Origin of the sequence: Paeniglutamicibacter sp. MACA_103 (assembly GCF_045798555.1) — a bacterium.
Taxonomy (GTDB): Bacteria; Actinomycetota; Actinomycetes; order Actinomycetales; family Micrococcaceae; genus Paeniglutamicibacter.
This window is the reverse complement of the sequence record NZ_JBIXLN010000010.1, coordinates 60,672-87,126: the sequence shown is the minus strand read 5'-3', so window position 1 is coordinate 87,126 and position 26,455 is coordinate 60,672. Positions and strand designations below refer to the sequence as shown.

At 65.8% G+C, this 26,455-nt stretch carries 22 protein-coding genes, 1 tRNA gene and 1 riboswitch; of the genes, 7 read left to right on the top strand and 16 right to left on the bottom strand.

Annotated elements, in window-relative coordinates:
• Positions 1 to 161 precede the first annotated feature (161 nt).
• Complete coding sequence (locus ACIPVK_RS06885; protein ID WP_407611218.1) at positions 162 to 1,217, bottom strand: zinc-dependent alcohol dehydrogenase family protein; 1,056 nt, start codon at positions 1,215 to 1,217, stop codon at positions 162 to 164.
• Between the two features lie 103 nt (positions 1,218 to 1,320).
• A complete protein-coding gene (locus ACIPVK_RS06880; protein ID WP_407611217.1) occupies positions 1,321 to 1,902 on the bottom strand; it encodes a CGNR zinc finger domain-containing protein in 582 nt (193 codons plus the stop codon).
• A 115-nt stretch (positions 1,903 to 2,017) separates the two neighbouring features.
• On the opposite strand from ACIPVK_RS06880, the gene ACIPVK_RS06875 reads away from it, so the two are divergent.
• The 3 genes from ACIPVK_RS06875 to ACIPVK_RS06865 all read left to right on the top strand — a co-directional run bounded on the left by ACIPVK_RS06875 (position 2,018) and on the right by ACIPVK_RS06865 (position 4,353).
• Positions 2,018 to 2,578: a carboxymuconolactone decarboxylase family protein gene (locus tag ACIPVK_RS06875; protein ID WP_407611216.1), complete on the top strand. Its 561-nt coding sequence runs from the start codon at positions 2,018 to 2,020 to the stop codon at positions 2,576 to 2,578.
• A 199-nt stretch (positions 2,579 to 2,777) separates the two neighbouring features.
• Positions 2,778 to 3,806: an agmatine/peptidylarginine deiminase gene (locus tag ACIPVK_RS06870; RefSeq protein ID WP_407611215.1), complete on the top strand. Its 1,029-nt coding sequence runs from the start codon at positions 2,778 to 2,780 to the stop codon at positions 3,804 to 3,806.
• 107 nt (positions 3,807 to 3,913) lie between these two features.
• Positions 3,914 to 4,046: riboswitch (SAM riboswitch) on the top strand.
• Between the two features lie 22 nt (positions 4,047 to 4,068).
• Complete coding sequence (locus tag ACIPVK_RS06865) at positions 4,069 to 4,353, top strand: hypothetical protein (protein ID WP_407611214.1); 285 nt, start codon at positions 4,069 to 4,071, stop codon at positions 4,351 to 4,353.
• Between the two features lie 18 nt (positions 4,354 to 4,371).
• Here ACIPVK_RS06865 and ACIPVK_RS06860 read toward each other — a convergent pair whose 3' ends face one another.
• From ACIPVK_RS06860 to ACIPVK_RS06830, 7 genes are all read right to left on the bottom strand, one after another.
• On the bottom strand, positions 4,372 to 5,379 hold the full coding sequence (locus ACIPVK_RS06860; RefSeq protein ID WP_407611213.1) for a PDR/VanB family oxidoreductase: 1,008 nt from the start codon (positions 5,377 to 5,379) through the stop codon (positions 4,372 to 4,374).
• Positions 5,376 to 6,527 carry an aminotransferase class I/II-fold pyridoxal phosphate-dependent enzyme gene (locus ACIPVK_RS06855; protein WP_407611212.1) on the bottom strand — a complete coding sequence of 384 codons (1,152 nt, stop codon included), beginning with the start codon at positions 6,525 to 6,527 and terminating at the stop codon, positions 5,376 to 5,378. Before ACIPVK_RS06855 ends, ACIPVK_RS06860 begins: the two co-directional genes overlap by 4 nt.
• Positions 6,528 to 6,565: 38 nt before the next feature.
• On the bottom strand, positions 6,566 to 7,333 hold the full coding sequence (locus ACIPVK_RS06850; protein ID WP_407611211.1) for an amino acid ABC transporter ATP-binding protein: 768 nt from the start codon (positions 7,331 to 7,333) through the stop codon (positions 6,566 to 6,568).
• Positions 7,330 to 8,286 (bottom strand): amino acid ABC transporter permease, encoded by a 957-nt coding sequence (locus ACIPVK_RS06845; protein ID WP_407611210.1) that lies wholly within the window; start codon positions 8,284 to 8,286, stop codon positions 7,330 to 7,332. Before ACIPVK_RS06845 ends, ACIPVK_RS06850 begins: the two co-directional genes overlap by 4 nt.
• Positions 8,283 to 9,182: an ABC transporter substrate-binding protein gene (locus tag ACIPVK_RS06840; RefSeq protein ID WP_407611209.1), complete on the bottom strand. Its 900-nt coding sequence runs from the start codon at positions 9,180 to 9,182 to the stop codon at positions 8,283 to 8,285. The genes ACIPVK_RS06845 and ACIPVK_RS06840 overlap by 4 nt, the downstream gene beginning before the upstream one ends.
• 161 nt (positions 9,183 to 9,343) lie before the next feature.
• The gene (gene hutH, locus ACIPVK_RS06835; RefSeq protein ID WP_407611208.1) at positions 9,344 to 11,020 is read right to left on the bottom strand and encodes a histidine ammonia-lyase; all 1,677 of its coding nucleotides are present in this window, start codon (positions 11,018 to 11,020) and stop codon (positions 9,344 to 9,346) included.
• Positions 10,998 to 11,783 (bottom strand): IclR family transcriptional regulator, encoded by a 786-nt coding sequence (locus tag ACIPVK_RS06830; protein ID WP_407611207.1) that lies wholly within the window; start codon positions 11,781 to 11,783, stop codon positions 10,998 to 11,000. The genes hutH and ACIPVK_RS06830 overlap by 23 nt, the downstream gene beginning before the upstream one ends.
• A 185-nt stretch (positions 11,784 to 11,968) precedes the next feature.
• Here ACIPVK_RS06830 and ACIPVK_RS06825 point away from each other — a divergent pair, with 185 nt between their 5' ends.
• Entirely contained in the window at positions 11,969 to 13,177 is a 1,209-nt protein-coding gene (locus ACIPVK_RS06825; protein WP_407611206.1) for a cytochrome P450, read from the top strand.
• 93 nt (positions 13,178 to 13,270) lie between these two features.
• On the opposite strand, the gene ACIPVK_RS06820 is transcribed toward ACIPVK_RS06825, so the two are convergent.
• From ACIPVK_RS06820 to pcrA, 4 genes are all read right to left on the bottom strand, one after another.
• A complete protein-coding gene (locus ACIPVK_RS06820; RefSeq protein ID WP_407611205.1) occupies positions 13,271 to 14,488 on the bottom strand; it encodes an alpha-hydroxy-acid oxidizing protein in 1,218 nt (405 codons plus the stop codon).
• 195 nt (positions 14,489 to 14,683) lie between these two features.
• A complete protein-coding gene (sucD, locus tag ACIPVK_RS06815) occupies positions 14,684 to 15,586 on the bottom strand; it encodes a succinate--CoA ligase subunit alpha (RefSeq protein WP_264268515.1) in 903 nt (300 codons plus the stop codon).
• 16 nt (positions 15,587 to 15,602) lie between these two features.
• Positions 15,603 to 16,772 carry an ADP-forming succinate--CoA ligase subunit beta gene (gene sucC, locus ACIPVK_RS06810; protein ID WP_407611204.1) on the bottom strand — a complete coding sequence of 390 codons (1,170 nt, stop codon included), beginning with the start codon at positions 16,770 to 16,772 and terminating at the stop codon, positions 15,603 to 15,605.
• A gap of 239 nt (positions 16,773 to 17,011) precedes the next feature.
• Positions 17,012 to 19,420, bottom strand: coding sequence for a DNA helicase PcrA (pcrA, locus tag ACIPVK_RS06805; protein ID WP_407611203.1), 2,409 nt, complete (start codon positions 19,418 to 19,420; stop codon positions 17,012 to 17,014).
• A gap of 73 nt (positions 19,421 to 19,493) precedes the next feature.
• On the opposite strand from pcrA, the gene ACIPVK_RS06800 reads away from it, so the two are divergent.
• Both ACIPVK_RS06800 and ACIPVK_RS06795 read left to right on the top strand, forming a co-directional pair.
• Entirely contained in the window at positions 19,494 to 20,129 is a 636-nt protein-coding gene (locus ACIPVK_RS06800; protein ID WP_407611202.1) for a hypothetical protein, read from the top strand.
• A gap of 99 nt (positions 20,130 to 20,228) precedes the next feature.
• Positions 20,229 to 20,305, top strand: a tRNA-Arg gene (locus ACIPVK_RS06795).
• Between the two features lie 726 nt (positions 20,306 to 21,031).
• Here the strand turns inward: ACIPVK_RS06795 and ACIPVK_RS06790 are convergent.
• Positions 21,032 to 22,261: an ROK family protein gene (locus tag ACIPVK_RS06790; protein ID WP_407611201.1), complete on the bottom strand. Its 1,230-nt coding sequence runs from the start codon at positions 22,259 to 22,261 to the stop codon at positions 21,032 to 21,034.
• 209 nt (positions 22,262 to 22,470) lie between these two features.
• On the opposite strand from ACIPVK_RS06790, the gene ACIPVK_RS06785 reads away from it, so the two are divergent.
• Positions 22,471 to 22,872, top strand: a complete 402-nt coding sequence (locus ACIPVK_RS06785) for an NUDIX hydrolase (RefSeq protein WP_407611200.1) — start codon at positions 22,471 to 22,473, stop codon at positions 22,870 to 22,872.
• Positions 22,873 to 22,882: 10 nt separating this feature from the next.
• On the opposite strand, the gene ACIPVK_RS06780 is transcribed toward ACIPVK_RS06785, so the two are convergent.
• Both ACIPVK_RS06780 and ACIPVK_RS06775 read right to left on the bottom strand, forming a co-directional pair.
• Positions 22,883 to 24,739, bottom strand: a complete 1,857-nt coding sequence (locus ACIPVK_RS06780; RefSeq protein ID WP_407611199.1) for an ABC transporter ATP-binding protein — start codon at positions 24,737 to 24,739, stop codon at positions 22,883 to 22,885.
• Between the two features lie 218 nt (positions 24,740 to 24,957).
• Positions 24,958 to 26,247 (bottom strand): hypothetical protein, encoded by a 1,290-nt coding sequence (locus ACIPVK_RS06775; protein WP_407611198.1) that lies wholly within the window; start codon positions 26,245 to 26,247, stop codon positions 24,958 to 24,960.
• Positions 26,248 to 26,455: the final 208 nt, after the last annotated feature.

Genomic DNA, 26,455 nt, shown 5'->3' with positions numbered 1-26,455 from the left:
AGGTGTGCAACCGGCCCAGAAGGCCGAAAATCATCGGGTTCCCCCGCGGCGTTTTGGGCCGGCAGGTATTGACCTCGCGTAGCGATCGCCAAATGAACCAATAAGTATGATATTTGCCACGCAGCTCACAAACAAATATACGGCCGCTGCGGGCCGTTACGTTACGGAATGAGCATCACCTTGATGGCGCGGCGCCCGTCCATGGCCGCGTAGGCCTCCGGTGCCCGCTCGAGGTCCATGACAGCGTCGAAGACCAGGCCCGGGTTGATGCTTCCGGCCAGCACGTCGGTGAGCAGTTCGGGCAGGTAGGCCCGGGTGCTGGCGGCCCCGCCGGCCACCGAGATGTTCTTGGAAAAAAGCACGGAGATCGGCAGCGGGTCGTCCCCGTGCGGGACGCCCACGAAGCCCAGCGCCCCACCGGGCCGGGTGCAGCGCAGCGCCTGGTCCATGGATTCGGCGGTGCCCACGCACTCGAGCACCGAGTCCGCCAGCACTCCCCCGAGCAGTTCGCGCACCCTGGCCGCCGCCTCGGCACCGCGTTCGGCGACCACGTCGGTGGCCCCGAATTCCCTGGCCAGGGCCGCGCGGTCCGCATGCCGGGACATGGCGATGATGCGCGTGGCACCCAGCCGCCTGGCCGCGAGCACCCCGCAGAGCCCCACGGCCCCGTCGCCGACGACCACCACGCTGCGGCCCGGAGCCACACGGGCCCCCAGTGCGGCATGGTGCCCGGTGCCCATCACGTCGGAGAGCGCCAGCAGCGACTTGGACAGCGCCTCGTCGGGCTCGGTGACCCCCGGCACCGCGACGAGCGTGCCGTCCGCGTTGGGCACCCGCACCGCCTCGCCCTGTCCGCCGTCCACGGGCAGGCCGAATTCGTCGGCGCCGCCCCAGTGGGCACGGTGTTCGCAGGCGACCTGGACGCCGTCGCGGCACGGCGGGCAGGTGCCGCAGCTGTTGGCCCACGGGGCCACCACGAAGTCGCCCACTGCCAGCGTTGAAACCCCTTCGCCGACCGCGGCAATACGGCCGATGAATTCGTGGCCGATGCGCCGGGGCCTGGGCGTTTGGCTGACTCCGCGGTAGGGCCACAGGTCCGAGCCGCACACGCAGGCGGCGGTGACGCGCACGATGGCGTCGGTGTCGGCGAGCAGGGTGGGCTCTGGGCAGTCCTCGACGCGGATGTCCCGCGGTCCGTGGATCAGGGTGGCGCGCATGGGGTTCCTCCGCAAGGTGGTGGGCCGGCAATGGTTCCAGCCTATGCCCGGGGGCTCCCCGCGCCACGGACGCGGCAACCGGCGGCGGATCGCTTCGGACCCGCTAGGCGGAGGCGGCGGTCCGCTTCCGGTAGGCCCGCGAGGAGCGGACGCGCGCGCCGCAGGCCGGGGAGCACCATTCGCGCCGCGGGTGGTCCTTGAGGAAGAAGAGCGGGCACCCCGGGGCCTGGCAGGCGCGCAGGCGCGCGGCCCGTTCGCCGGTGAACAGCCCGACGGCGTCTGCCGCCAGCGCGGCCAGCGCCACATCCAGCACCGGTGCGGCGGTGAGCTCCCCCGCGGCGAGCGTCCCGTCGGGGCCCAGCTCCAGCTGCGGACAGGACGGGGCGGCCTGCGCTGCGGCATTGACGGCGGCGGCGTCGCCCGGCGACACGGGTTCCCCGGAGACCAGCGTGGCGGACACCCCGCGCACCGCGGAGCGCAGTGCGAGGAACCTCTCCAGGTCCCGCTGTCCGGGATCGCCGACGCCGCCCCCCGCCGCCAGTTCAGGCATCAGTGCATGCAGCCAGGCGTCGAGGTCGGCCGCGGACCGCAGGCCCTCGGCCGCCTTGCCGCGCACCGCATAGTGGGTGTTCGCCAGGTCCAGCGCCAGCGCATCGCGCAGCAGGGGCGCGCCCCCTTCATACATCAACGTCATATTCTTATGGTAACAGTGATTTGCAACCGTGAGAAGATTGTGTTTTACTCGTTCTAACGTTTGGACGCCAGCCAAACCGTAAGAACAATCGACCGAGGAGCCAAACATGTCACGCATTGAATTCATCCAGCCGGAAACCGCCGAGGGCACCGCCGCGACCCTGCTCAAGCAGGTCCAGGGCGCCATGGGGGCCGTCCCGAACATGGCCAAGGCCATGGCCAACAGCCCCGCCGCACTCAAGGGCTACCTCCGCCTCTCCGCCGCTCTGGCCGGCGGCGCCCTGGACGCCGTGACGCGCGAACGCCTCGCCCTGACCACCGCGCAGGCCAACGCCTGCGACTACTGCCTCTCGGTCCACACCTACACCGGCACCCACCAGGCCGGACTGGGCAAGGACGAGATCCTCGACGCCCGCCGTGCCCGGGCCGCGGACCCCAAGACCGACGCAGTGCTGAAGTTCGCCGCCGCCATCCTCGAGACCCGGGGCGCGGTCACCAAGGAGCAGTTCACCGCGGTGCGCACCGCCGGCGCCACCGACGAGGAAATCGGCGAGATCGTCGCCGCCGTCGCACTGAACACGCTGACCAACTTCTACAACAAGGCCGCCGCGGTCGACATCGACTTCCCCACAGTCCGCGCCGCGGACCTCCAGGGCGCCATGGCCTAGGACGCCAGCCCAGCCACGGGCCCGCCGCCGGAATCGCCGGCCGGCGGGCCCGGTGCGTTTCACGGGGCACCCCTTGCGCATGCCTCGCGCAGCCGCCATAATAAACGAACGACATTCATTTAGTGTGACGCCGATCCCATGTGCCCCTTGCCGGGCCCTGTTGCCTCGCGCACCACCGACCCCTGCAGGAGCACGCATCATGAGCTGGTCAATGCCCGCCGAGACCTCGGCCCAGAAGCGCGTCTGGATGGCCTTCCCCCACGAGGGATACACGCTGGGCGACACCGAGGCCGAGGCGCACGCGGCCCGCTCGACCTGGGCCAACGTGGCCCACGCGGTGGCCGGGTTCGCACCGGTCATCATGGTGGTGGACCCCGCGGACGTGGAAATTGCCGCACGCTACCTCGATGAGCGCATCGAGATCCGCACGGCCGAACTCAACGACGCATGGATGCGCGACATCGGACCGACCTTCGTCACGGACGAGGACGGCGGCCTCGCGGCCATCGACTGGGTGTTCAACGGCTGGGGCGCCCAGGACTGGGCGGCCTGGGACAAGGACGCGTTGATCGGCAAGCGGGTGGCAGAGTGGGCCGGCGTGCCCCGCGTCGCCTCGACCCTGGTCAACGAGGGCGGCGGCATCCACACGGACGGGCAGGGCACGGTGCTGGCCACCGAGACCGTGCAGCTGGATCCCGGGCGCAACCCCGGCATCACCAAGGCCGAGGTCGAAGCGGAGTTCGCGCGCACCCTGGGCGCGGCCAAGGTGCACTGGCTCCCGCGCGGGCTGACCCGCGACAGCGAGGAGTTGGGCACCCGCGGGCACGTGGACATCGCCGCGACGCTCCCCTCCCCGGGCACCGTGCTGGTGCACATGCAGGAGGACCCCGAGCACCCGGACTACGCGGTCAGCCGGGAAATCGCCGCATCCTTCCACGGCGCCACCGATGCGCAGGGCCGCGAATTCACCGTCATCGAGGTCCCGGCACCGGCGACGCTGCGCGACGCCGAGGGGTTCGTGGACTACAGCTACATCAACCATCTGGTCGTCAACGACGGCGTGGTGGCCTGCACCTTCAACGACCCCAACGACGAAAAGGCCCTTGCCGTCCTTGCCGACGCCTACCCGGGGCGCACGGTGGTGGGCGTCGATGCCCGCGAGCTCTTCGCCCGCGGCGGCGGCATCCACTGCATCACCCAGCAGGAGCCGATGCCGACGGTGAAGTGAACCCCTTTCGGGAAGGCAGGGGCACTCCCCGTCACAGATGACCGTTTGTTGCTCCCCGCACGCCCGCGCTGGCAAAGTGTCCCCGCTTCGCCGTAGGGTTGGTACAGCTTCACGAATTCTGGCTGCCGCAAGGCAAGGCTCCGACCTTTCCCAGATACCAACCCCATAGTTGCACGGTGGGTGGTTCGGATGACGAAGCGGCCCCGTCGCGCATCCCGCGCGGAGGGGCAAGGACAACGAACCCCAAGGACGTGTGCACTTCATGTACAGCCCCACCCTGACCTCATCCCCCACAGCGAACCCGCTGCCGCGCTTCGCCGGCGACTGGATCACCGCCTGGCTCAACCTCGATGCCGAGACCGACCTGCTACACGTGGGTGCCGGTCCCGACGAGTGGTTGCTGGAGGCGCTGGCCCCGCACAAGCTCTCGGCGGCCCTGGAGGGCCACGGGCCCGTCGAGGGCCAGTTCAACCCCGAGCTGCTGGTGGTCCTGCTGCCCGGGGCGCACGAGCTGGTCGGCAGTTCGTTCTTCCGCCTGCGCGCCTGACGCCCGGGGGGCAGGGTGCTAGATGTCCAGCACCAGGCGCCCGCCCTTGCAGCGCGACACGCAGATCATCATGGTGTCGCCGGCCTCCCGCTCCTGATCGCTGAGCAGCGAATCGCGGTGGTCGATCTCCCCCGAGAGAACCGGGGTCTCGCAGGTCCCGCAGATGCCCTCCCGGCAGGAGTTCAGCACCCGCACCCCGACTTCTTCCAGTGCGGTGAGGATGCTGGTGCCCACCGGAACCTGCACTTCAAGTCCCTCGGTCGTCTCCACGGTGAATTCATGGTCTCCCGCGGCGGGCGCGCTCGCGGTCGGGTCGGCGACAAAGCGTTCGAAGTGGAACCGTGCGGGGTCCTGCCAACCGGAGGTGAGCGTGGCGATGTAGTCCAGTAGCGGGCCGGGGCCGCACACGTAGGCGTGGAATCCCGCCGCCGGGTCGCCGAGCAGCCCACCCAGGGGATAGAGCCCGGACTCATCGTCCGCGTGCACGTGGACCTTCTCGCCGTACTGCGCCAGTTCGCCGGTGAAGGCCATGGAGCTGCGGCTGCGCCCCAGATAGACAAGGCGCCACGGTACCCCGGAGGCCTCGGCCGCGCGCAGCATGGGCAGGATGGGCGTGATGCCTATGCCGCCGGCGATGAACACGTATTCGGCTGCGGGCCCGAGCACGAAGTTGTTGCGCGGGCTCCTGACGCGCAGCTGCTCGCCGGGCTTCAGTTGGTCGTGGATGTAGGCGGATCCGCCGCGGCCGGCGGGCTCCCGCAACACCCCCAAACGCCAGCGCGGGTCCCCGGGGGCGGAACACAGGGAGTATTGGCGCAGCAGCCCGTTGGGGAGCATGACGTCGACGTGCGATCCCGGACCCCAGTCCGGCAGGGCGAGACCATCCGGGCGGGCAATGCCCAGGGAGAGCACCGACTCGGATTCCCGCCGGATGTCCACCACGTCCACGACGAAGAACCCGTCCTCGCTCGTCTGGGTGGTCGCCACCGGTTCCTCGATGACGTGCTTTTCACTTGTGCTGATCACGATGCACCTCCAGTGCTGTGGATTGGGTGGGTGGTGGGTACTGTCTGCGGCGTTTGAGGGGGCCGCGCCGCTGCCGGCTCGTCCAAGGCGGCGAGGACTGCGAGGGAGGCCAGACGCGGGCCAATGGTCACTCTCACACCCGCGCCGTCGAAGGCCCGGACCGAAACCCCGTGCGCGGCGCACGCGCGTTCGATGACCGCCGCCGGCCGGCCGTCTTCCGGGATCCAGAGGAAGTTGCCTCCGCTGCATGGGACGCGAAAACCGCGGGCCTCCAGTTCCCGGTGCAGGAATTCGCGTTCGCCCGCCACCGCGGCCACGGTGCCGAACAGGTAGTCGGTGTCGGCGAGTGCCGCCACGGCGCCGGCCTCTGCCACCGCGCTCAGCCCGAAGGGCGGGGCCACCTTGCGAATGGCGCGGACGATGCCCTCCTCTCCCAGCAGGTATCCGGCCCGCGCCCCGGCCAGGGCATGGGCCTTGGAGAAGGTCCGCAGGATGACCAGGTTCGGGTGCTTCCGCAGCAGCGTCAGGGTGTCCCCACTGGATCCGGAGAACTCGATGTAGGCCTCGTCGAGCACCACGAGCACCCGGCCCGGAACCCTCGCGAGGAAGGAATCGACCTCGCCGATCCCCAGCACCGTTCCGGTGGGGTTGTTGGGGTTGCACAGCAGCACCACCGCGGTGCGTTCGGTGATGGCCCGGAGCATGGCCTCCGGGTCGTGGCGATGGGCCGCGTCCAGCGGCACCTGGACGCCCCGGGCCCCTGCCAGCGTGACCAGGATCGGATATGCCTCATAGCTGCGCCAGGCGTACAGCACCTCGTCGCCCGGCCCGGCGAACGCGGCAAGGACCTGGCCCAGCAGGGCCAGGGACCCTGCCCCCACCGCAACCTGGGTGCCGGGCAGCCCAAGCGTGTCGGACAGCGCGGCCACCAGCCGGTCCCCGGCCAGGCTCGGATAGCGGTTGGAGCGTTGCACGCTGGCCGCCATGGCCTGGAGGGCAGCGGGCGAGGGCGACATCCAGGATTCGTTGGAGGAAGCCACCCACCGCACCTTCCCCGCGGCCGGCGAGCGCGAATAGTTCGGCAGCAGGTCCACCAGGTTGCGCGGCCGTGGAGTCGCCTCGCCTGCGCCGGATTGCCCGTGGGACATCTGGTCCTTCCTTCTCCCGGCGGATTCCATCGACGCCCTTAGGCCAAGACCTTGGACAGGAAGGCCTGGGTTCGGGGTTCGCGGGGGTCCTCCAGGACCTGGCGGGGGCTGCCGGACTCCACCAGCTGCCCGTCCGCCATGAAGTGCACGACGTCCCCGACTTCCTTGGCGAAGCCCATTTCGTGGGTCACCACGATCATGGTCATCCCCGAAGCCGCCAGGGATGTCATGACCTCCAGCACCTCCCCCACCAGCTCCGGGTCGAGGGCGGAGGTCGGCTCGTCGAAGAGCATGAGCTTTGGCTTCAGGGCAAGGGCCCGGGCGATGGCCACGCGTTGCTGCTGCCCCCCGGAGAGCTGCGCGGGGTAGTGCTGGTACTTGTCGGCCAATCCCACCCGGTCCAGCAGTTCCATGCCCTCGGCCAAGGCCTTCGCGCGCGATTTGCGCTGCACGATGGTCGGTCCCTCGATCACGTTTTCCAGGGCGGTCCGGTGCGGAAACAGGTTGAATTGCTGGAAGACCATGCCGACGGATGCACGCTGCCTGGCCGTTTCGTTTTCCTTCAGCTCGTGCAGCTTGTTCCCCGAACGGCGGTATCCAATGCGCTCCCCGTGGACCCACATTTCTCCGCCGCTGATTTTTTCCAGGTGGTTGATGCACCGCAGGAACGTGCTCTTGCCCGAGCCGGAGGGCCCCAGCAGGCACGCGACCTGTCCGGCCTGCACCTCCAGGGTGATGCCCTTGAGGATTTCCAGGTGGCCGAAGGACTTGCGCACATTGTGGGCGCGCAGGACTGGTTCTTTCATTTGCTTGGCTCCAATTCCGGCTCGATGCTTGGCGCTGCCATTGGTCCCGCTCCGGGGCCGGCTGCCGAGGCCGCGGGCGCCGCGGGCTTCTTGCCCTTGATGGGCGAGAAGCCCCGTTCAAAGTGGCGTTCGACGAAGTACTGGCCCACGGAAAGCACCGCAGTGACCGCCAGGTACCAGATGGCCGCCACGATGAGCAGCGGAATGGTCTGGAAATTGCGCGAGTAGATGATCGAAACGCTGGTCAACAGCTCCGAGTACCCGATGACGATGACCAAGGAGGTGTACTTGAGCATGCCGATGGTCTCGTTGCCGGTCGGCGGGATGATCACGCGCATGGCCTGCGGCAGGATCACCCGTCGCATGGTCTGCATCCTGGACATCCCGATCGCCTTCGCCGCCTCGGTCTGGCCCGAGGCGATGGACCGGATGCCCGAACGCACGATCTCTCCCATGTACGCGCCCTCATTGAGGCTCAGGCCCAAGAGCGCGGCGGTGAACGGGGAAATCACCGAGTTGGTGTCGATGCTCAGCAGCTCCGGTCCGAACGGGATTCCAAGCCCGATGTTGGGGATCAGTGCCGCCAGGAAGAACCAGAAGAGCAGCTGCACCATCAGTGGCGTCCCGCGGAAGAACCACGAGTACGCCCAGGCCGCGGTGGACAGGATCGGGTTCGCAGAGAGCCTGCACACCGCCACCACGATCCCCAGCACGATGCCGATGAGCATCGAGATCGCCGTGAGCATCAGGGTCCGGCCCAGGCCCGCCAGCACCGGCTTGGCGAAGAGGTACTCGCCCACCACGTCCCAGTGGAAGCGTTCGTTGGCAAACATCGAGTAGATCAGCATCAGCAGGATGCCGACGACTGCCACCGCGGCAATCCAGCGGCCCAGATAGCGGGCCGGCACGATGACCAGCCCGTTCGCCTGTGGTTCCGGGGCCCGAGTTGTCATTGCTTGACCCCGTTGACGGGGAAGGACTCCATGGTGTGGTCGGCCATGTTGTACTTGGCCAGGATCTTGTCGTAGCTGCCGTCGGCCTTGATGGCCTCGAGTCCCTTTTGGATGGTGTTCATGAGCTGTTCCTGGTCCTTGGGGAAGACTATGCCGAAGGCAAGGTCCTGGTAGCGTTCGCCCATTGCCAGCGCGCCCTTGGACTCGGCGGCAATGACCGACCCGGAGGTCGAATCGACCAGGAAGGCGTCCACGCGGTTTGACTGCAGGGCCAGCACGGCCTGGTTCTGTCCGGCGAAGATCGTGACCTTGACCGCCTGCTTGCCGGCTTCCTCACACTTCTTGGAGGCCTCGGCGGCGTCGGCGTCCTCGGTGGTGCCCTTCACGATGCCCACGTGGGAGCCGCACAGGTCATCCAGCGTCTTGAGCTTCTCGGCGTTCGCGGCCGAGGTCATGATGCCTCCTCCCGCGGAGAAGTAGTCGATGAAGTTGACCTGCTTCTGACGTTCGACGGTGTCTGACATCGCCGACATGGCCATGTCGTATCGTGCCGAGGCAAGGCCCGGGATGATCGCGTCGAAGGCGATGTTGTCGAAGTCCATGGTGACGCCCAACTGCTTCTCCAGCTCGTCGGCGATTTCCCTGTCGATGCCGATGACGGTGGTGCCGTCCGTGTCAAAGGATTCGAATGGAGGGTACTCGACGTTGCTGGCCACGTTGATGGCCCCGGATTTTTGGACCTTCTCCGGCAGTTGGCTAAACAGGGGCGCACTTGCGTTGGCTGCGGCCGGATTCTCGGCTTCCGCGGTCCCGCCGCAGGCGGAGAGCGCGAGCATGCCGGCCAGGGCAAGTGCACCAAGTGCGCCGGAACGGATGGTGCGCGTGGAGTTTTTCATGATGGGTTCCTCCTGATTGATGCGTTCTGAACTGCTGGAGCGGATGGGGACTTTCATGTGGGTGAATCCGTCGGATTCCGTGACGGGCACGGGCTTTTTGGGCATGGGCAGTAGAGCCACCGACCTGGGCGGTGCGCTGGGGGCGTTGCTGGGTTGTTCGGCTAGCCGGCGAGAACCTTGTTCACGGTTTCAACGACCGATCCGCTGTGCACCAGGTCCAGGGCCTTCCGGATGCGTGGATACATGACCACGTCGGCGCGGATGTGGTCGATCGGCCGCCCGTCGGCCGACTTGCTGCCCCGCACCAGGGCCAGTGCGGCGGCGCTTGCCGCGCCCGGGCTGGCATCCCCGGTGTCGGGGTGCGCGGCACGCAGTTCCAGCGCCTGGGCGGCCATGAGCAATTCGATGCCGACCACGGATTCGATGTTGGCGACGATCTGCCGGGCGTGCCGTCCGGCGTTGTTGGCCATTGAGACGTGGTCTTCCTGGTTGGCGCAAGTGGGGATGGAATCGACCGAGTCGGGGTGGGCCAGGGTCTTGCAGTCGGACACCAGTGCCGCGGCCAGGTATTGCGGCAGCATGTAGCCGCAATCCATGCCCGTTTGTTCGCTGTCGATGAGCATGTCGGGCAGCCACCGGTTCAGCGTTCCGTCGTCAAGTCGGAAGAGCCGGCGTTCGGTGATGTTGCCGATCTCGGTGACCACGATGGAGATGAAGTCGGCGGCGAAGGCCACGTACTCGGCGTGGAAGTTCCCTCCCGAGACGGCCTTGAGTTTGCGGGTGTCGGGCAGCGACGGGAAAATCAGCGGGTTGTCGGTGGCCGCGTTGATTTCGTTGTCGATGATCCCGGCCGCGAAGGCCAAGGTGTCCTTGATCGGGCCAAAGACCTGCGGGATGCAGCGCAGCGAGTAGGCATCCTGGGGCGGCTGGCGGACCGGGTCAGTTGACGCGTTGCCGTCAATGAGGGTGGACCCCGACAGCAGTTCGCGAATGCGCGCGGCGACCTCGATTTGTCCGCGCTGGCCGCGGGCCTGGTGCAACTCATCAATGAAGGCGTCACCGAACCCCATGAGCGCCTCGATGGTCATGGCCGCGGTGATCTGCGCCGTTTCCAGCAGGTTCTGCGCGTCGTGGAGGGCCAGTGCCGCCTGGGCGCAGGAGAACGAGGTGCCGTTGAGCAGGGCGAGTCCGTCCTTGGCCCCCAGCGGGAGCCGCTCGATGCCGGCATGGCGCATCGCGGCGATGCCGCTGACCACCTTGCCGTCCAGCAGGGCCTCCCCCGAATCCAGCTCCATGTCCTCGCCGGTATGCGACCGGGACATCACGATGGCCACGTGCGCCAGCGGGATGAGGTCGCCAGAGGCGCCGAGCGAGCCGTACTCCGGAATCGCCGGGCAGACCCCCGCATTGAGCATCCGGGCCAGGGTGGTGACGATTTCCGGGCGGACCCCGGAGTAGCCCTGGGTCAGGCTGACGATGCGGATGAACATCGTCGCCCGCACGACTTCCTCGTCCACGTGACGCCCCACGCCCGCGGCGTTTGAGAGCACCAGGCGCCGGGACAGTTCGGCGGCGTCGGCCGGCTCGGCGAAGGCCTTGCGTCCGGCCAATGACCCGAACCCGGTGTTGATGGAGTAGATCGGCGGTGTCTGCTTGCCCGGTCCCATCGCATCGACGATGCCGTCCAGCCATTCCCGGCTGGGGGCCATGGCGTCGAAGACCGCATCATCGATGATTACGGGGCGTCGATGCCGGGCCACCTGAATGAGGTCGTCGAGCGTGGCACGGTGAACGCCAATGGTCACCGGTGCCGTTTCAGCCAATACTGCTGTAGTCATCAAGGGTCTCCCTGGTTGATTTGTTCGGCGTGCACTCTTGCAATGCCTGGGTAAGTTTGTTCGCCGATTCCTGCATGACGCGCAGCGTGGAGGAGATCCAGAAGCGAGAACCGCACGTCCCCTCGGGACCGGCGACGTTGATCGAGCAGACGACTTCTCCCTGGCTGGTCACCGGGACGGCGATGGACAGCGATCCCTGATCCAGTTCGCCGCGGGAAAGCACATATCCGGAGGACCGGGTCTGTGGAATGGACGCCAGGACTTGCTCGCGGTTCATGGTCTTGGCGGTAAACCGGGTCATGGATCCGGTGAGCACCTCGTGAACCACTTCGGGGGGTGCCCAGGCCAGCAGCACCCGCTGCCCCGCCCCGGCATGCAGCGGCAGCAATTCGTTGACGGCGAAGGAGTATTTCAGGGACTTCTCCGGCTCCACACGCCGAAGGCACATGGCCTGGGAACCAATCCGCACAATCATCACGGCCGTTTCCCCGACCTGGTCCACGATTTCGCGAAGCACCGCATTGCCCACCTCGGCGAGGTAGGACTGGGCATGGTGGCGGCCGGCGGACCTAAGAAGCACCGGGCCCGGCCGGTAGCGTCCGTCTTCCTCGCAGACAAAATCCTGTTCGCGCAGCACCTTGAAATAGCGGTACGCGGAGCTTGCGGGAATGCCGAGCTTCCTGGCCACGGCCTCGACCGAGGCGTCTCCGTGTTCAATGACCTCGGTCAGGATTCTCAATCCCCGTTCAAAAGACGTTGACATGTCCCAAGCCTCCCTTCCAACCCAAGATGCGGTGTGATGCGCGACATATTCTTGCGCACTGATTCGATGTTGCACGCTGCGGGAGCGAAGGACAATTCCGACTCTCACATAGTGAGAACCACGCTTACTCGCTGAACCGCGGCGCGCTAGGTTGAGGGCAGTCACCACGATCTCGGGAGGTACCCATGGACTCGACCCTGGCCGCTGCCACAGCGCCGATATTTACGGAAGACCCCTATTCCCCGGCGCATTTGGCCGATCCCTATGGGCTCTTTGAACGCATGCGCGACGCCGGCCCGGTTGTACTGCTCAAGGAGCACGATGTCTTGGCCGTGACGCGCTTCGATGAGTGCAAGGAAGTCCTGGAGGACTATCGGACCTTCATCTCCGGCGCGGGCGCCGGGCCGCGGAACCTTCACCGCGAACCCAGCTGGCGGGCTCAGGGCATCATGGAATCGGATCCCCCGATCCACACCCAGATGCGCCATGCCATAGCCGGAGTCATCTCACCCCGCGGGGTCCGTTCGCTGCGCGCGGGTTTCGAGGAGTACGCCACCGAGCTGGTCGACGAGCTGCTGGAGCGCGGGGAATTCGACCTGGTCAAGGACCTGTCGGAGGTTTTCCCCCTGCGCGCGTTTGGGGATGCCGTCGGTATTCCGCGCGAGGGCCGGGCCGAGAACCTCCTGGCGCTGGGCGCTGCCAATTTCTCCACCTTCGGACCTGACACGCCCCTGGCCAGGGAGCATTTTTCCGCCGGGGCCGGCACCAACGACTGGGCCATGGCCAATACCGCCCGTGAACGGCTGCGCCCCGGCAGCCTGGGTGCGCAGATCTGGGACTACGCAGACCGCGGCGAGATCACCACGGACCAGGCACCGCTACTGGTGCGCGCCATGTTATCGGCAGGCCTGGACACCACGATCTTCTCGCTGGGAGCCACGTTGCTGGCCTTGGTCCGCCACCCCGGGCAATACGCGAAGGTCCACGAGAATCCCAAGCTCGTGAAGTTCGCCATCGACGAGGCCTTCCGCTACGAGTCGCCGTTTCAGTCCTTCTACCGCACGACGAGCCAGGCCGCGGAAATCGGGGGCATGGCCATCCCGGCCGATACCAAGGTCGCGGTATTCGTTGGCGCAGCGAACCGCGACGAGCGGCGCTGGGGGCCGACGGCGAACGAGTACGATATCGCCCGTGCAGCGGGCGGGCACCTGGCATTCGGCATGGGCATCCACCAGTGCGTGGGCCAGCCGCTGTCGCGACTCGAAATGGATGTGCTCATCACCGAACTGGCGCGCCGGGTGAAGAGCATCGAGTTGACGGCCGAGCCCGAGCAATTCATGCACACCACGCTGCGCGGCTGGAAATCCATTCCGGTGAGGGTCGCAGCCGCTTAGGTGGCCATGGCCTTCGTGGAAGCGACCGGCGCGGTGTTCCCAGAGCGGTTTGCGGGGACAACGCGCCGGTCGGGTGCAGCTATGCCGGCGGATTTACCCCTCCTCCACGCCCACGCGCACATGTTGCGGACCTAGTTCCGCCAGGGTGCGCACGCCCAGCAGGGCCATGGTCTGCCGGATCTCCCGTTCGAGGATCTCCAGGGCGCGTTCAACCCCTGCCTGTCCCCCGGCCATCAAACCGTAGAGGTAGGCCCTGCCGATGAGGGTGAAGTTCGCCCCTGCGGCCAGCGTCGCCACCACGTCGCCGCCGCTCATGATTCCCGAATCGGCGATGATGAGCCGGTCCGGTCCCACGGCCGCACGGATGGCAGGCAGCTGCAACACCGGCACCGGCGCCCTGTCCAGCTGGCGTCCGCCATGGTTGGAGACCACCACGCCGTCGACGCCGTGCCCGAAGCATGCCACCGCGTCCTCCGGGCCCTGCACTCCCTTGACGATCAAGGTGCCCGGCCACGCCTCCCGCACCCAGCCGAGATCGGTGTAGTTCAGGGATGCGTCAAACATCGTGTTGAACCGGGCACTGACGTTTCCCGTGTTGTCCGGAAAGTTTGCAAAGCCCAGCGGTTCGGTCGTGAGGAAGTCCAGGCACCAGCCGGGGCGCCTGAGCGCATCGAGCATGGTTCGCGCACCGAGGGTCGGCGGCAGCGTCATGCCGTTTCGCTGGTCCCGAAAGCGGGCGGACGTCACGGCGGTGTCCACCGTCAGGAGCAGGGCACTGTAGCCGGCTTCCCGGGCCCGGCGCATCATGGCCAGGGACGCCGCACGGTCCTGGCCGAGGTACAGCTGGAACCAGCGGGTGCCCTGTGGCGCCGCGGCGGCGGTTTCCTCGATGGACACGGTGCCCATGGTGGAAAGGGTGAAGGGTATGTTGTGCCGTGCCGCTGCCGCTGCCCCGGCGCGTTCTCCGGCGGCATGCATCAGGCGCGTCAGTCCGGTGGGGGCGATGCCCACGGGCAACGAGAATCGCCCACCGGCCACGGCCACGGAGGGGTCCACCGCGCTGACGTCGCGCAGGACCCCGGGGAGCAACTCGGTGTTCCGGTACGCACGGTAGTTCCGTTCCAGGGCCTCTTCGGCGTAGGAACCGCCATCCGCATAGTCGAAGGCCGCAGTGGGAGTGCGGCGCTTGGCAAGCCGTCGCAGGTCTTCCAGGTTCAGCGCCCCGCTCGCCGGGCCCTTGCCCGGTTTCGGCCATGACTTGAATTTCAACTGGGCGAGGGCTGCCGGAAGCCGGGTGAGGGAACGTTTCATGATGCGAAGCGGCCTGCCTTTCGAGCGTGGAGGACACTGTCCTCCACGCATCCTAGGCATCGGCGCGGCATGGCGCGCAAACTTCGTTCCCGCGGGGCGGGAAGCGGCCGAGGCCGGTCGGCGCTTAACGGCGAACGGCGGTTGGCCACCGGAAAACCGGATGTCCAACCGCCGTCAGCGGATACTACAGGTGCCTTAGAGGGCGGCGAAAACTTCGCGCAGCAGCGTTGCGGTTTCCGACGGGGTCTTGCCGACCTTCACGCCGGCTGCCTCAAGTGCTTCCTTCTTGGCCTGAGCCGTACCGGCCGAGCCCGAGACGATGGCGCCAGCGTGGCCCATGGTCTTGCCCTCGGGAGCGGTGAAGCCTGCCACGTAGCCGACGACCGGCTTGGTGACGTTGGCCTTGATGAAGTCGGCTGCACGCTCTTCGGCGTCGCCGCCGATTTCGCCGATCATGACGATGGCCTTGGTCTCCGGGTCCGCCTCGAACGCAGCCAGGGCGTCGATGTGGGTGGTGCCGATGACCGGGTCGCCGCCGATGCCGATGGCGGTGGAGAAGCCCAGGTCGCGCAGTTCGTACATCATCTGGTAGGTCAGGGTGCCGGACTTGGAGACCAAGCCGATCGGGCCCTTCTGGGTGATGTTGTTCGGCGTGATGCCGACCAGTGCCTCACCCGGGGTGATGATGCCGGGGCAGTTCGGGCCGATGATGCGGGTGACCTGGTTGCCGTCGGCGTCGACCTTGGACTGGGCAAGTGCCCAGAACTCGGCCGAATCCTGAACCGGAACACCCTCGGTGATGACAACGACCAGGCCGATGCCTGCCTCGATGGCCTCAACGACTGCATCCTTGGTGAATGCCGGCGGAACGAAGACGATGGAAACGTCTGCGCCGGTTTCGGCCATGGCTTCCGCCACTGCGCCGAAGACCTTGATTTCCTTGTCGCCGTGCAGCACGGTGGTGCCGGCCTTGCGGGCGTTGACGCCGCCGACGACGTTGGTGCCGGCCTTCAGCATCAGAGCGGTGTGCTTGGTACCCTCGCCACCGGTGATGCCCTGAACGATGACCTTGGAGTCCTTGTTAAGGTAAATGCTCATGTTCGCGTATCCCTACTTACTTCGCTGCGTTGGCGAGCTCGGCGGCCTTGTCGGCGCCCTCGTCCATGGTTGCTGCCAGGGTGACCAACGGGTGGTTGGCCTCGGCCAGGATGCGGCGGCCCTCTTCGACGTTGTTGCCGTCGAGGCGCACGACCAGCGGCTTGTTGGCGGAGGAACCGAGCTCGGCGAGTGCGCCGACAATGCCCTTGGCAACGGCGTCACACGCGGTGATGCCACCGAAGACGTTCACGAAGACCGACTTGACCTGCTTGTCGTTCAGGATGACGTCCAGGCCGGCGGCCATGACCTCGGCGGATGCTCCACCGCCGATGTCCAGGAAGTTGGCGGGCTTCACGTTGCCGTGGTTTTCGCCGGCGTATGCCACGACGTCAAGGGTCGACATGACCAGGCCTGCACCGTTGCCGATGATGCCAACTTCGCCGTCAAGCTTGACGTAGTTCAGGTCCATGGCCTTGGCCTTGGCCTCGAGCGGGTCCGCTGCGTCCTTGTCCTCGAGCTCGACGTGGTGCGGGTGGCGGAACTCGGCGTTCTCGTCGATGGAGACCTTGCCGTCGAGGGCGACGATGTCGCCGGCGCCGGTGCGAACCAACGGGTTGACCTCAACCAGGGTTGCGTCTTCCTTCTTGAAGACGTCCCACAGCTTGATGATGGTGGCTGCAACCTTGTCTGCCAGCTCCGGAGCGAAACCGGCGGTGGCGACGATTTCGTCGGCCTTGGCCTGGTCGATGCCCACGGCCGGGTCGACTGCAACGCGGGCCAGGGCCTCGGGACGCTCAACGGCGAGCTCCTCGATTTCCATGCCGCCTTCAACCGAGCACATGGCCAGGTAGTTGCGGTTCGCGCGGTCCAGCAGCACCGAGAAGTAGAACTCCTCGGCGATGTCGGCGCCCTGGGCGATCATGACCTTGTTCACGGTGTGGCCCTTGATGTCCATGCCGAGAATGTCGGTTGCGTATGCGAATGCCTCATCGGCGGTCTTTGCGACCTTGACGCCACCGGCCTTGCCGCGGCCTCCGACCTTTACCTGGGCTTTAACAACCACGACGCCGCCGATTTTCTCGGCTGCGGCCTTGGCTTCTTCAGGAGTGTAGGCAACGATGCCGGCCAGCACGGGTACGCCGTGCGACTCGAACATATCGCGCGCCTGGTATTCATACAGGTCCACGGGCTTGTGTCCTTCTTGTCGAAGTCTATGCTGACTCAAGGCATGGCTCCGTAGATACGATTCCATGCATCGAGGGGGTAGAGCCCAACCTGGGATAAGGCCAGGCTCCGTCCTCAGCCTAACGCGTTCGCGCCCATTGACACAGTTCTACAAACCGTAGAGCCAGGGGGTGCGTGACCACTGCCACAACCCCACCCATCCGGGCCCCGCCACCGACACGGGCAAAGCCCATGAACGGGCTAGTCAAGCTTGGATAGCGGAGCATATCGAAGCAACAGCCGCTTCTCCGCATCGGCAAACTTAACCTTCGCCACGGTCTTGTCCCCGGCCCCCTCAAGCGCCAGGACCACACCCTGCCCGAAGGTGCCATGAGTCACCTTGTCCCCCACGCTCAGGGCGATGATTTCCTTGTTCGGTTGCACGCGGCCCTTGGCCCGCGCCACCGGCGCGGTGCTCAGCGTGTGGATTTCCGGGGCCCCGGAAAGCCTCCCGCCGCCGGTGCTGGCCCCGGAGCCGGCCCCCCAATAGGAACCTGACTCGTAGCGGCTGGTGGCAAAGTTGTTGCGCCCGCCGAAGGAATCAAAGCTTGCCCGCTTGGTGCCCTCGCGCTTCCAGTCCACCAGGTTCCCGGGAATCTCCTCGAGGAACTGGCTGGCCGGGTTGTATTGGGACTGGCCCCACAGGCTCCGGTATTCGGCGCGCGTCAAATAGAGGCGCTGGCGGGCACGGGTGAGCCCCACGTAGGCCAGCCGGCGTTCCTCCGCCAGTTCCTTCTCGTCCGTCAGCGAGCGCTGGTGCGGGAAGATCCCGTGCTCCATGCCGGTGAGGAAGACCACGGGGAATTCCAGCCCCTTGGCCGTATGCAAGGTCATGAGCGTGACCATTCCCTCACGGTGGGCCATGTCGACGCCCTCGGCATCGCTCGGCGCCTCGGGGATGGAGTCGGCGTCGGCCACCAGCGCGACACGTTCCAGGAAATCGGTGAGCGTTCCCTCGGGATTCTCCTTCATGAAGTCCCGCACCACGGCCACAAGTTCGGCGAGGTTTTCGACGCGGGATTCATCCTGCGGGTCGTTGGAGGACCGGAGCATCTCCAGGTATCCGGTCTGCTCCAGCACCGCTTCCAGCGCCTCGGCGGGGCCCGAGCCCTCGGCGACCACGGCAAGGTCGTCCATGATCTTCACGAATGCGCCGACCATGTTTTGGCCGCGCGTCCCCAGCCCGGGGGCGTCTTCGGCGCGGCGCAGCGCTTCCATGAAGGAGATCCGCTCGCGTTCGGCAAGTGCGGCCACCGAGTATTCGGCCCGGTCCCCGATGCCGCGCTTGGGCTCGTTGAGGATGCGCCTGACGTTGATGTCGTCTTCCGGGTTCACCAGCACCCGCAGGTAGGCCAGGGCGTCCTTGACTTCCTTGCGGTCATAGAAGCGGGTCCCGCCAATGACCTTGTACTTCAGGTCCACGCGGATCAACTGCTCCTCGAGGGAACGCGATTGTGCGTTGGTGCGGTAGAACACCGCAACGTCCCCGGGACGGATGTTTTCCTCGTCGTTCAGGCGCAGGATCTCGTCGGCGATCCAGCGGGCCTCGTCCGACTCGGATTCCCCGACGTAGCCAATGATCAGCTCGCCGTCGCCCTCGGCGGTCCACAAGCGCTTTTCGGGGCGGTCCGGGTTGCGCTTGATGACCTCGTTGGCGGCCGAGAGGATGGTCTGCGTGGAGCGGTAGTTCTGCTCGAGCTTGATGGTTTCGGCGTCCGGGTAGTCCTTGGAGAACTCGTTGATGTTCCGGATGTCCGCGCCGCGGAAGGCATAGATCGACTGGTCCGAGTCGCCCACCACGGTCAGTTCCCCGCCGGGGGTCGGTCCGTCCGGTCCTGTCAGCTCGCGCACCAAGGCGTACTGGGCGTGGTTGGTGTCCTGGTATTCGTCGACCATGACATGGCGGAACCGCCGGCGGTAGTTGTCCGCGACCGCAGGGAAGGCGCGGAAGATGTTGACCACGTGGGCGATCAGGTCATCGAAGTCCAAGGCGTTCGCGGCTCGCAAGCGCTCGGTGTAGCCGCGGTACACCTGGAGGACCGCGGAGGCGAACGGGTCGTTGCTGGAAACGGTGGCAGCGTATTGCTCATCGTCGATGAGTTCGTTTTTCAGCGCGGAGATCTTGTGCGCGATGGACTTGGGCGTGAACCTCTTCGGATCCAGCTCCAGCCCCTTGGCCACCATGGTGATCAGGCGCAGGGAATCGGCGGAGTCGTAGATGGAGAAGCTGGACTTCAGTCCCACCGAGGCCGCCTCGCGGCGCAGGATGCGCACGCACGAGGAGTGGAAGGTGGAAACCCACATTTTCTTTGCCACGTCCTCGCCCACCAGTGCGGCGATGCGTTCGCGCATTTCGGCCGCGGCCTTGTTGGTAAAGGTGATGGCAAGGATCTCGTGCGGACGCGCCCGTCCCGTGGCCAGGAGGTAGGCAATGCGGTGGGAAAGCACCCGGGTCTTGCCCGACCCTGCCCCGGCGACGATCAGCAACGGGGAGCCGGCATGTTTGACTGCCTGCTCTTGCTCGGGGTTCAAACCGGCAAGCAGCTCTTGGGTGCCTGGCAGGTGTGGGGCTGGAGCGGGCGCGACGAAGTCATCGAAAAGGAAATCCATGATGCGCCCTAGTCTACGGCGGTGCGGCCACGGGTTGGCCGGGTAGGGACCGATTGGCGGCATAATTGGGGCTATGGCCAAGTCACAGAAGAAAAAGAAACAGTACAACCGTCCTGCGCCGGTTGCCCCGCCGGTCAATCCCTCGACGCAGCGATCGCCGGAGAAGGCTGCGGGAAACGCCAACTTGATCCTGATTGCCGGATTGGTCGTCACGCTCTTCCTCTTCGGGTACTTCCACCTGCTGGTGCTAAACCAGATGACCGACTTGTCCAACGGACTGACCATGCCCGACCAAATGATCGGCGGCTATTCCCTGGAGCATGTCGAGGCGTTGCGCCAGGCCATGGATGCCGACGCCGCCGGGCAGTTGAACTACGTGCACAAGACCGCAGGACTGCTCTTTCCGCTGTTCCTGGCGTTGATCACCATGCTGGCAGTGAACATCAACACCGCCCGCGGCGCGGGCCGCTGGCTTCTGTGGTTGGTTCCCATGGCCTTTGCGGTAGTCGACCTGTGGGAGAACCGGGCCATCGATGCCTTGTTCATCGGCACGCTGGATCCGGCCGCCGTGTCACTGGCCTCCACGCTGACCACCACCCGGTGGATCCTGCTCTTTGCGACGGCGGCGATCCTGATGGGCGTGCTCGTTGCTTCATTTGTGCGCACGTTCCGCGAGAAGTGGGAACTATCCAAGCGGGGGCTGCTCTAGGCCTGTGGTTGCGTGGCGCCGTCCGGCGCGCGGCGCCGCATTAACCACGTTTCGTGAAGATGCCGTTAGAATTGATTCGGATCGTCTTTGACGAAACGGGCCTCTGTAGCTCAGTTGGATAGAGCGACTCTCTCCTAAAGAGTAGGCCGTCGGTTCAATTCCGGCCAGGGGCACCACAGCACACGCGACCTGCATATTTGCAGGTCGCGTGTTGTTTAAGCCGAGGTTTGCGCCCCCGTCCAGGCTCCTGCTCCCGAGGGCTTCCGGACGCGACTGCCCCCTTGGCCCAAATACTTCCGTGGACCCGCAGAACGATGGTTCTCGCCCTGGCGATCACTGAGGCTGCCGAAGAGAACCTTATCGATGCAGGCAGTCGCCCCGAAGAAGCCTGGGCGATTCTTTGCGAAGGACGCCGAGGGCGGCGCGGATGTCTCACGCGCGCTGGGTGCGAGGTCCTGTCCACTGCGCCGGCAGGATTGGCGATACACCTGAACACCAGTGCAAGGAAAATTGGAGACGCGGCATACATGCCGACCCGTCGGGGCTCCGCCGCAATGACCGGGTCGCCTTGTCGTCCATCAGCCCGAAAGACGTCGAGATGGAAGGTTAAAAGGGAGTGCCGTCGACCGGTGAATCCGTGGGATAACTCCCATTACATCCTACGGCACCGGTCGACGGCGTTAAGAGTTGGGTCCCCAGCAGCCGACCTGCCGTTCCCCCACGCACTGCGTTCGCGGATAAACAAGACCAACACGAAAACAACGGTGGGCAGCTCGGTTGCCACCAACTCTTAATGGTCATCTAAATTCATTAGAGAAAGTTTGTCAACTGACTCATGAGTAATAAGTCAAAGGGTCGTTCAAAACGGTAATGAACGACCCCTTGACGTAATATTCGACCGTTTAGCGCAGCAACAGCGCCGCGGCTTTTGGCGACAGGCTCGCATCCATGATCGCGCAAGCGCCGCCAATTGCACCGACTTCGTGGCCAAGCGTCGAGGAGCGCACCTCGATCGTGTGGACGTTCTTGGAGCTGAATCGTTCGTTGATGATCGCACGCACGTCTTCGAGGCACCATTCGCCGACCTCGGACCACAGGGGACCGGCCAAGATCACCAATCCGATGTCGAGGGTGTTGCAGAGCTGTCCGGCAACCTGGCCCACGTGGCCCATGCATTCGCGAATCAGTTCCACGGCGGCCTCGTTCCCGGATTTCGCCAGGCCCACGATTTCCCTCATGCCGGCCGCGCGCTCTGCCGCGTTGCCGTCATCGGGCACCGTGAGGTTCAGGCCGCGCTCGCGAGCCTTCTGCGCAATCATGTTGAATGCCAAGGAGGCATGCAGGCAGTCGTTGCGGCCGCAAATGTCGCATTCCTGGGCGACAACGCCGGTGGAGTAGTGCCCGATCTCGCCTGCGTTGTTGCTGATGCCGCGGTGTACTTCCCCGTTCAGGACCATGCCTGCGCCGATTCCAGCGCCGACATACATCGTGACGAAGTTGTCTCGCTCGGCGTCGTTGCCTTTCCACTGTTCCGCGATGGAGGCGGCAATGGTGTCCTTTTCAATGACAACGTCGAGCTTGAGCAGCCGCTGCAGGGGTTCGACCATGTCGACGTCTTTCCAGCCGTCAAGCAGAGGCGGATCGATCATGACCCCGCGTTCCGGATCCAGGGGGCCGGGTACGACGACTCCGACGCCGAGCACGTTGGAGCGCGGCACGCCCGATTCCGCAATAATCTCGTCCACGGTCAGTGCCATGGATTCGATGGTCTTTTCCGGGTTCTCCACGGCGGGAATATCCAAGCGACGCGAGTGCAGGATTTCACCCCGCAGGTTCAAGATCACCACGGTGATCACACCGGGATCAAGGTGGATGCCCACGGCAACCATGCGGTTGGCCTCAAGCTCCAAGACAGTGCGCGGCTTGCCCGGGCCGGACACAATCGTACGGTCCTCGCGGACCAGGCCTTCGTCCAGAAGGCGGCGCACGACATTTGAAATGGTCTGTGGGGAAAGTCCGGTGGAGCCCGCGAGCTCTACGCGACTGACCCCGTCGACCGCACGACGAATCGATTCAAAAATGACCGCCTGATTAAAATCCCCGAGTCGACCTAAGTTGGTGCCCCGCTGCATCAATTCTCCATTTGTAGATCCACATTTGATCCCCCATTGACCGTGCCCGAACCACTCCGTCCCCAATGACTAGTGAGGTTCCGAGAACATGGCCAGTTGACGAACTGACTCCAGTATCCACGATTAAATGGAAAAACGCGCCCCGCGACCTGTTCTCAAAGCACGCTACCACCACCGCCAGTGCTTTTGGTGCTTGTTAAGCTCGAGTTGTGCCAAAAATTCTAACCATCGCAGCCCTGCAACTACTAGACCCCTCCGGACGCATCCTTCTGGTGCGCAAGGAGGGGACCAGCATGTTCATGCAACCCGGGGGAAAGCTCGAACCCGGCGAAAGCCCCATGGCGGCGGTATTGCGCGAAGTGCAAGAGGAACTGGACCTGGTTTTCACTTCCGGCCAGGTCACCTCCATGGGCATGTGGAAGGGGCCGGCCGCCAACGAAGCCGACACCGACATCCACGCCCACCTATTCGCCACGCGGACCCGCGAGACTCCGAGGATCCAGGCAGAAATCGAGCAGATGCTGTGGCTCGACCCGGCAGCGGCCTTGGCCCGAACAGACATCGCGCCGTTGCTGCGCGAGAAAGTCCTGCCCGACTTGCTGGGACTTTGATTCCCCGGCTCTACTGCGCGAACTGCGTGTCGTGCAATTCGGCGTACCGGCCGCGTGCCTCCAAGAGCTCGGCGTGGGTGCCGCGTTCGGCGATCCGCCCATCCTCAATGACCAGAATCAAGTCGGCGGTGCGGATGGTGGAGAGCCGGTGGGCGATCACCAGGGCCGTCCGGTTTTCCAGGGCCTCGGCCAGGGCGGCCTGGACAGCAGCCTCGTTGGAGGAATCAAGTGCCGCGGTGGCCTCGTCGAGAATGACCACCTGCGGGGCGGCCAACAGCAGCCGCGCAATGGTCATGCGCTGGCGCTCCCCGCCCGAAAGCCGGTAGCCACGCTCCCCCACCACGGTGTCCAGCCCGTCGGGAAGTGCTTCGATGGTGGGTTCCAACCGGGCCCGCCGCAGCGCCTGCCAGAGTTCCGCGTCGCTGGCCTCCGGCTTGGCCAGGCGAAGGTTGGATCCGATGGTCTCGTGGAACAGGTGGCCGTCCTGGGTGACCATCGAAACGGTGGAGCGCAACGAGTCGAGCTTGAGCTCACGGATGTCCGTCCCGGCCAGTTCTACGCTGCCCGAATCGACGTCGTAGAGGCGTGCCAGCAGCGAGGCGATCGTGGACTTCCCGGCCCCCGAGGAGCCGACCAGCGCCACCGTGGTCCCGGCCGGGATCTCGAAGTCGATGCCGTGCAGCACTGTTTCCCCGCCCCGGGTGTCAAGCACCGCGACGTCTTCCAGGGATGCCAGCGAAACCTTCTCGGCACTGGGGTAGGCGAAGGACACGTTGGAGAACTTCACCGATACGGGGCCCGGATCCAGGACCCGAGCATGGGGCGCGTCGTGGATCAGGGGCTCGAGGTCGAGGATCTCAAAGACGCGGTCAAAGCTCACCAGGGCGCTGGTGATTTCCACCCTGGCATTGGCCAGTGCGGTCAGCGGGGCGTAGAGCCGGGTCAGCAGCAATGCCAAGACCACCACGTCGCCGGCTGCCAACTGGCCGCGCATCGCGTAGACGCCCCCGAGCCCGTACACCAGCGCAAGGGCCAATGCGGCGACCAGGGTGAGCATGGAGACGAAGAAGAACTGGCGCATGGCCATCTTCACCCCGATGTCCCGCACGCGTCCCGCGCGGGTGGCAAATTGCGCCGATTCGTCTGCCGGGCGCCCGAAGAGCTTTATCAAGGTCGCGCCGGGGGCGGAGAAGCGCTCGGTCATCTGGGTGCCCATGGAGGCATTCAGGTCCGCCGATTCCTTGCGCAGCAGCGCCAGCGACTTGCCGAAGTGGCGTGCGGGGAACAGGAACACGGGTAGCAGCACCAGCGCGAGCGCCGTGACCTGCCAGGAGGTGGAGAACATGACGCCTGCGGTCAACAGCAGCGCCACGGTGTTGGACACCAGACCCGAGAGGGTTCCGGCGAACGCGGACTGGGCGCCGATCACGTCGTTGTTCAGCCGGCTGACCAGGGCGCCTGTACGCGTGCGGGTAAAGAAGGCCACGGGCATCTTCTGCACGTGGTCAAAGACCGCGGTGCGGAGGTCGAAAATGATCCCCTCGCCCAGCTTTGAGGAAAACCATCGCACCACCAGCGAGACGACGGCGTCCAGCACGGCAACCACCGCAATGATCCCGGCCAGCTTCAGCACCACCTGGATCCCGGTCTGTGCGACGATGGCGTCGACCACGCGGCCGGCCAACACCGGGGTGATCACCGCCAGGACGGCCGAGAACACCGAGAACAGTACAAAGACCAGCAACCGGTTCCTGTAGCTCGCGGCAAAGGCCAGCACCCGCCGCGGTGTCGTGGCTGCATATGCCTTGCCCTTGTCCGGTCCGGACATTCGCCACAACGAATGCCAGGCCGCAGTTTCCATGCTCATGTTTTTGTTCTCGCCATCCAGCCAGGTTGTGTTGCCGCACCTCGCGGAAAAACCCGCCAGGCATCTAAAACGTCATCGATCGTGGGCAAGCCTACGCATGTCCCCGCCACCGACATAACCACCCGGACGCCCCGATTCTTCCCCGCCCGGCGGCCGGTTCCGGAGGCCAGGGTCAGCGGGGACGGAACAGGGCCAAGTTCGGGGCGCCTTCCGCCCGGTTAGAGCGCCCTGCCGGCGATGAGCGTCCTGGCCGCAGCCAGGTGTCGGGACGTGCAGGCCCCGCCGTATCCCGAGTACCACGTGGTCGTGTATCCCGAGCGGGGATCGGCCTCGGAGCCCTTGAGCCTGGCGCCCATGGCCACTGCCATGCAATCTGCCATGTGCTCGGTCCCGGCGGCCGTCCGGGGTTTGCCGTAGACCTTGTCCATGGCCCTGTCCATGCGGGTGAAATCGTACTTGTAGGCACGGTACTGCAGGATGTGGGCACACTCGTGGTACTGGATGGAAATGGCCAGGGGATGGTTCGGGTCGAGCTTCTTCCCGCGGAACCCGTTCGTGTCCAGGCTGATTCTTTCCTTCATGTTGCCAATCCAGCCGCTGGCCTCGGCCTCGTTGGGCCGGTTCGGGCCTGCGGTGATGGGCACGCCCCTGCACCACTTGGCAATGTTCTTTGCCGCCGAGGCTTCCCAGCTCAGCCTGCCGAGCCGGACGTTGCCCGCGACCTTGGCTGCCTTGGAGGACTTGACCCAGCCGGTGCTCCCTGCGTACACGACCTCAACGCGGCCGTTGGACCGGGCATTGGTCAGGCTGCCAAGTGTGTAGTCTGCCGGGATCCTCGCCAGCTGCTTGACGGAACGGGCCGAGGCATACAGCGCGGTGGCGGAGGACGTCTGGTACTTGGCCACGATCGACCGTCGGATGTCGGCGGTCCTCGCCCACCCGGTCTTGCCTCCGGCGTAGAGCTGGGTGTGGGTCCCGCTGGTCCGCCCCGTGGACACCAGCGCTTGGCCCCGGGCTACTACCGCCACCACGGCGCCCTTGCCCGGGGACTTGCGCAGGCTCGTCTTCCGGAGTGCCTCATGCCGGTGCTGCTGAAGCCTTTTGGTGTTGGCCAGCGGGAACCATCCGGTCTTCCCTTCGACGCTGGCCCGGACCCAGCCACGCTTGGTGGAAAGGGTGACCAGGAACGCGCCCTGCTTGACGGTGGCCAGCTTCCGGCCGGATGCCGAGGCCGTCGCACGCAAGGGGGCCGATTTCTTGACCTGGTACTGCACCGGCGGCGTGGCCGCAGCCTTCCGTACGACTGTCGGCGGAGTCGCGGCAGCGACGGAAACGGAGTACGCGGTTCCGGCGGGCCGGCCGGTGGCGAGGGCCGGGGCAGGAACAACCAGCGCCAATACCAGCGCGGCGGCGAAGACCAGGACAGGGAGGCGGATGGCAATGCTCCTTGGGAACGTGGGATGCGCCGTGGGACCACCGGGAAGGCCCGAAGGAAGCGTGGTGCTCATTAGCCACGATATTAGCCGATGAACCGCGCAAGGTCATCGAGAAATTGCCCACCAAACCAAAGTTGCCCCCACCGGGTTTGACCGTTGCACTCAACCCGGACTTGACCAGTACCTTGTCTCGTCTTCAGGTGGGGAGATCGGACCGGTCCGCGAAGCGGTCCGGGTTTTGGCTCGCCGCGATTTTCTCGCGTCCATTCCGCGTCGGGAC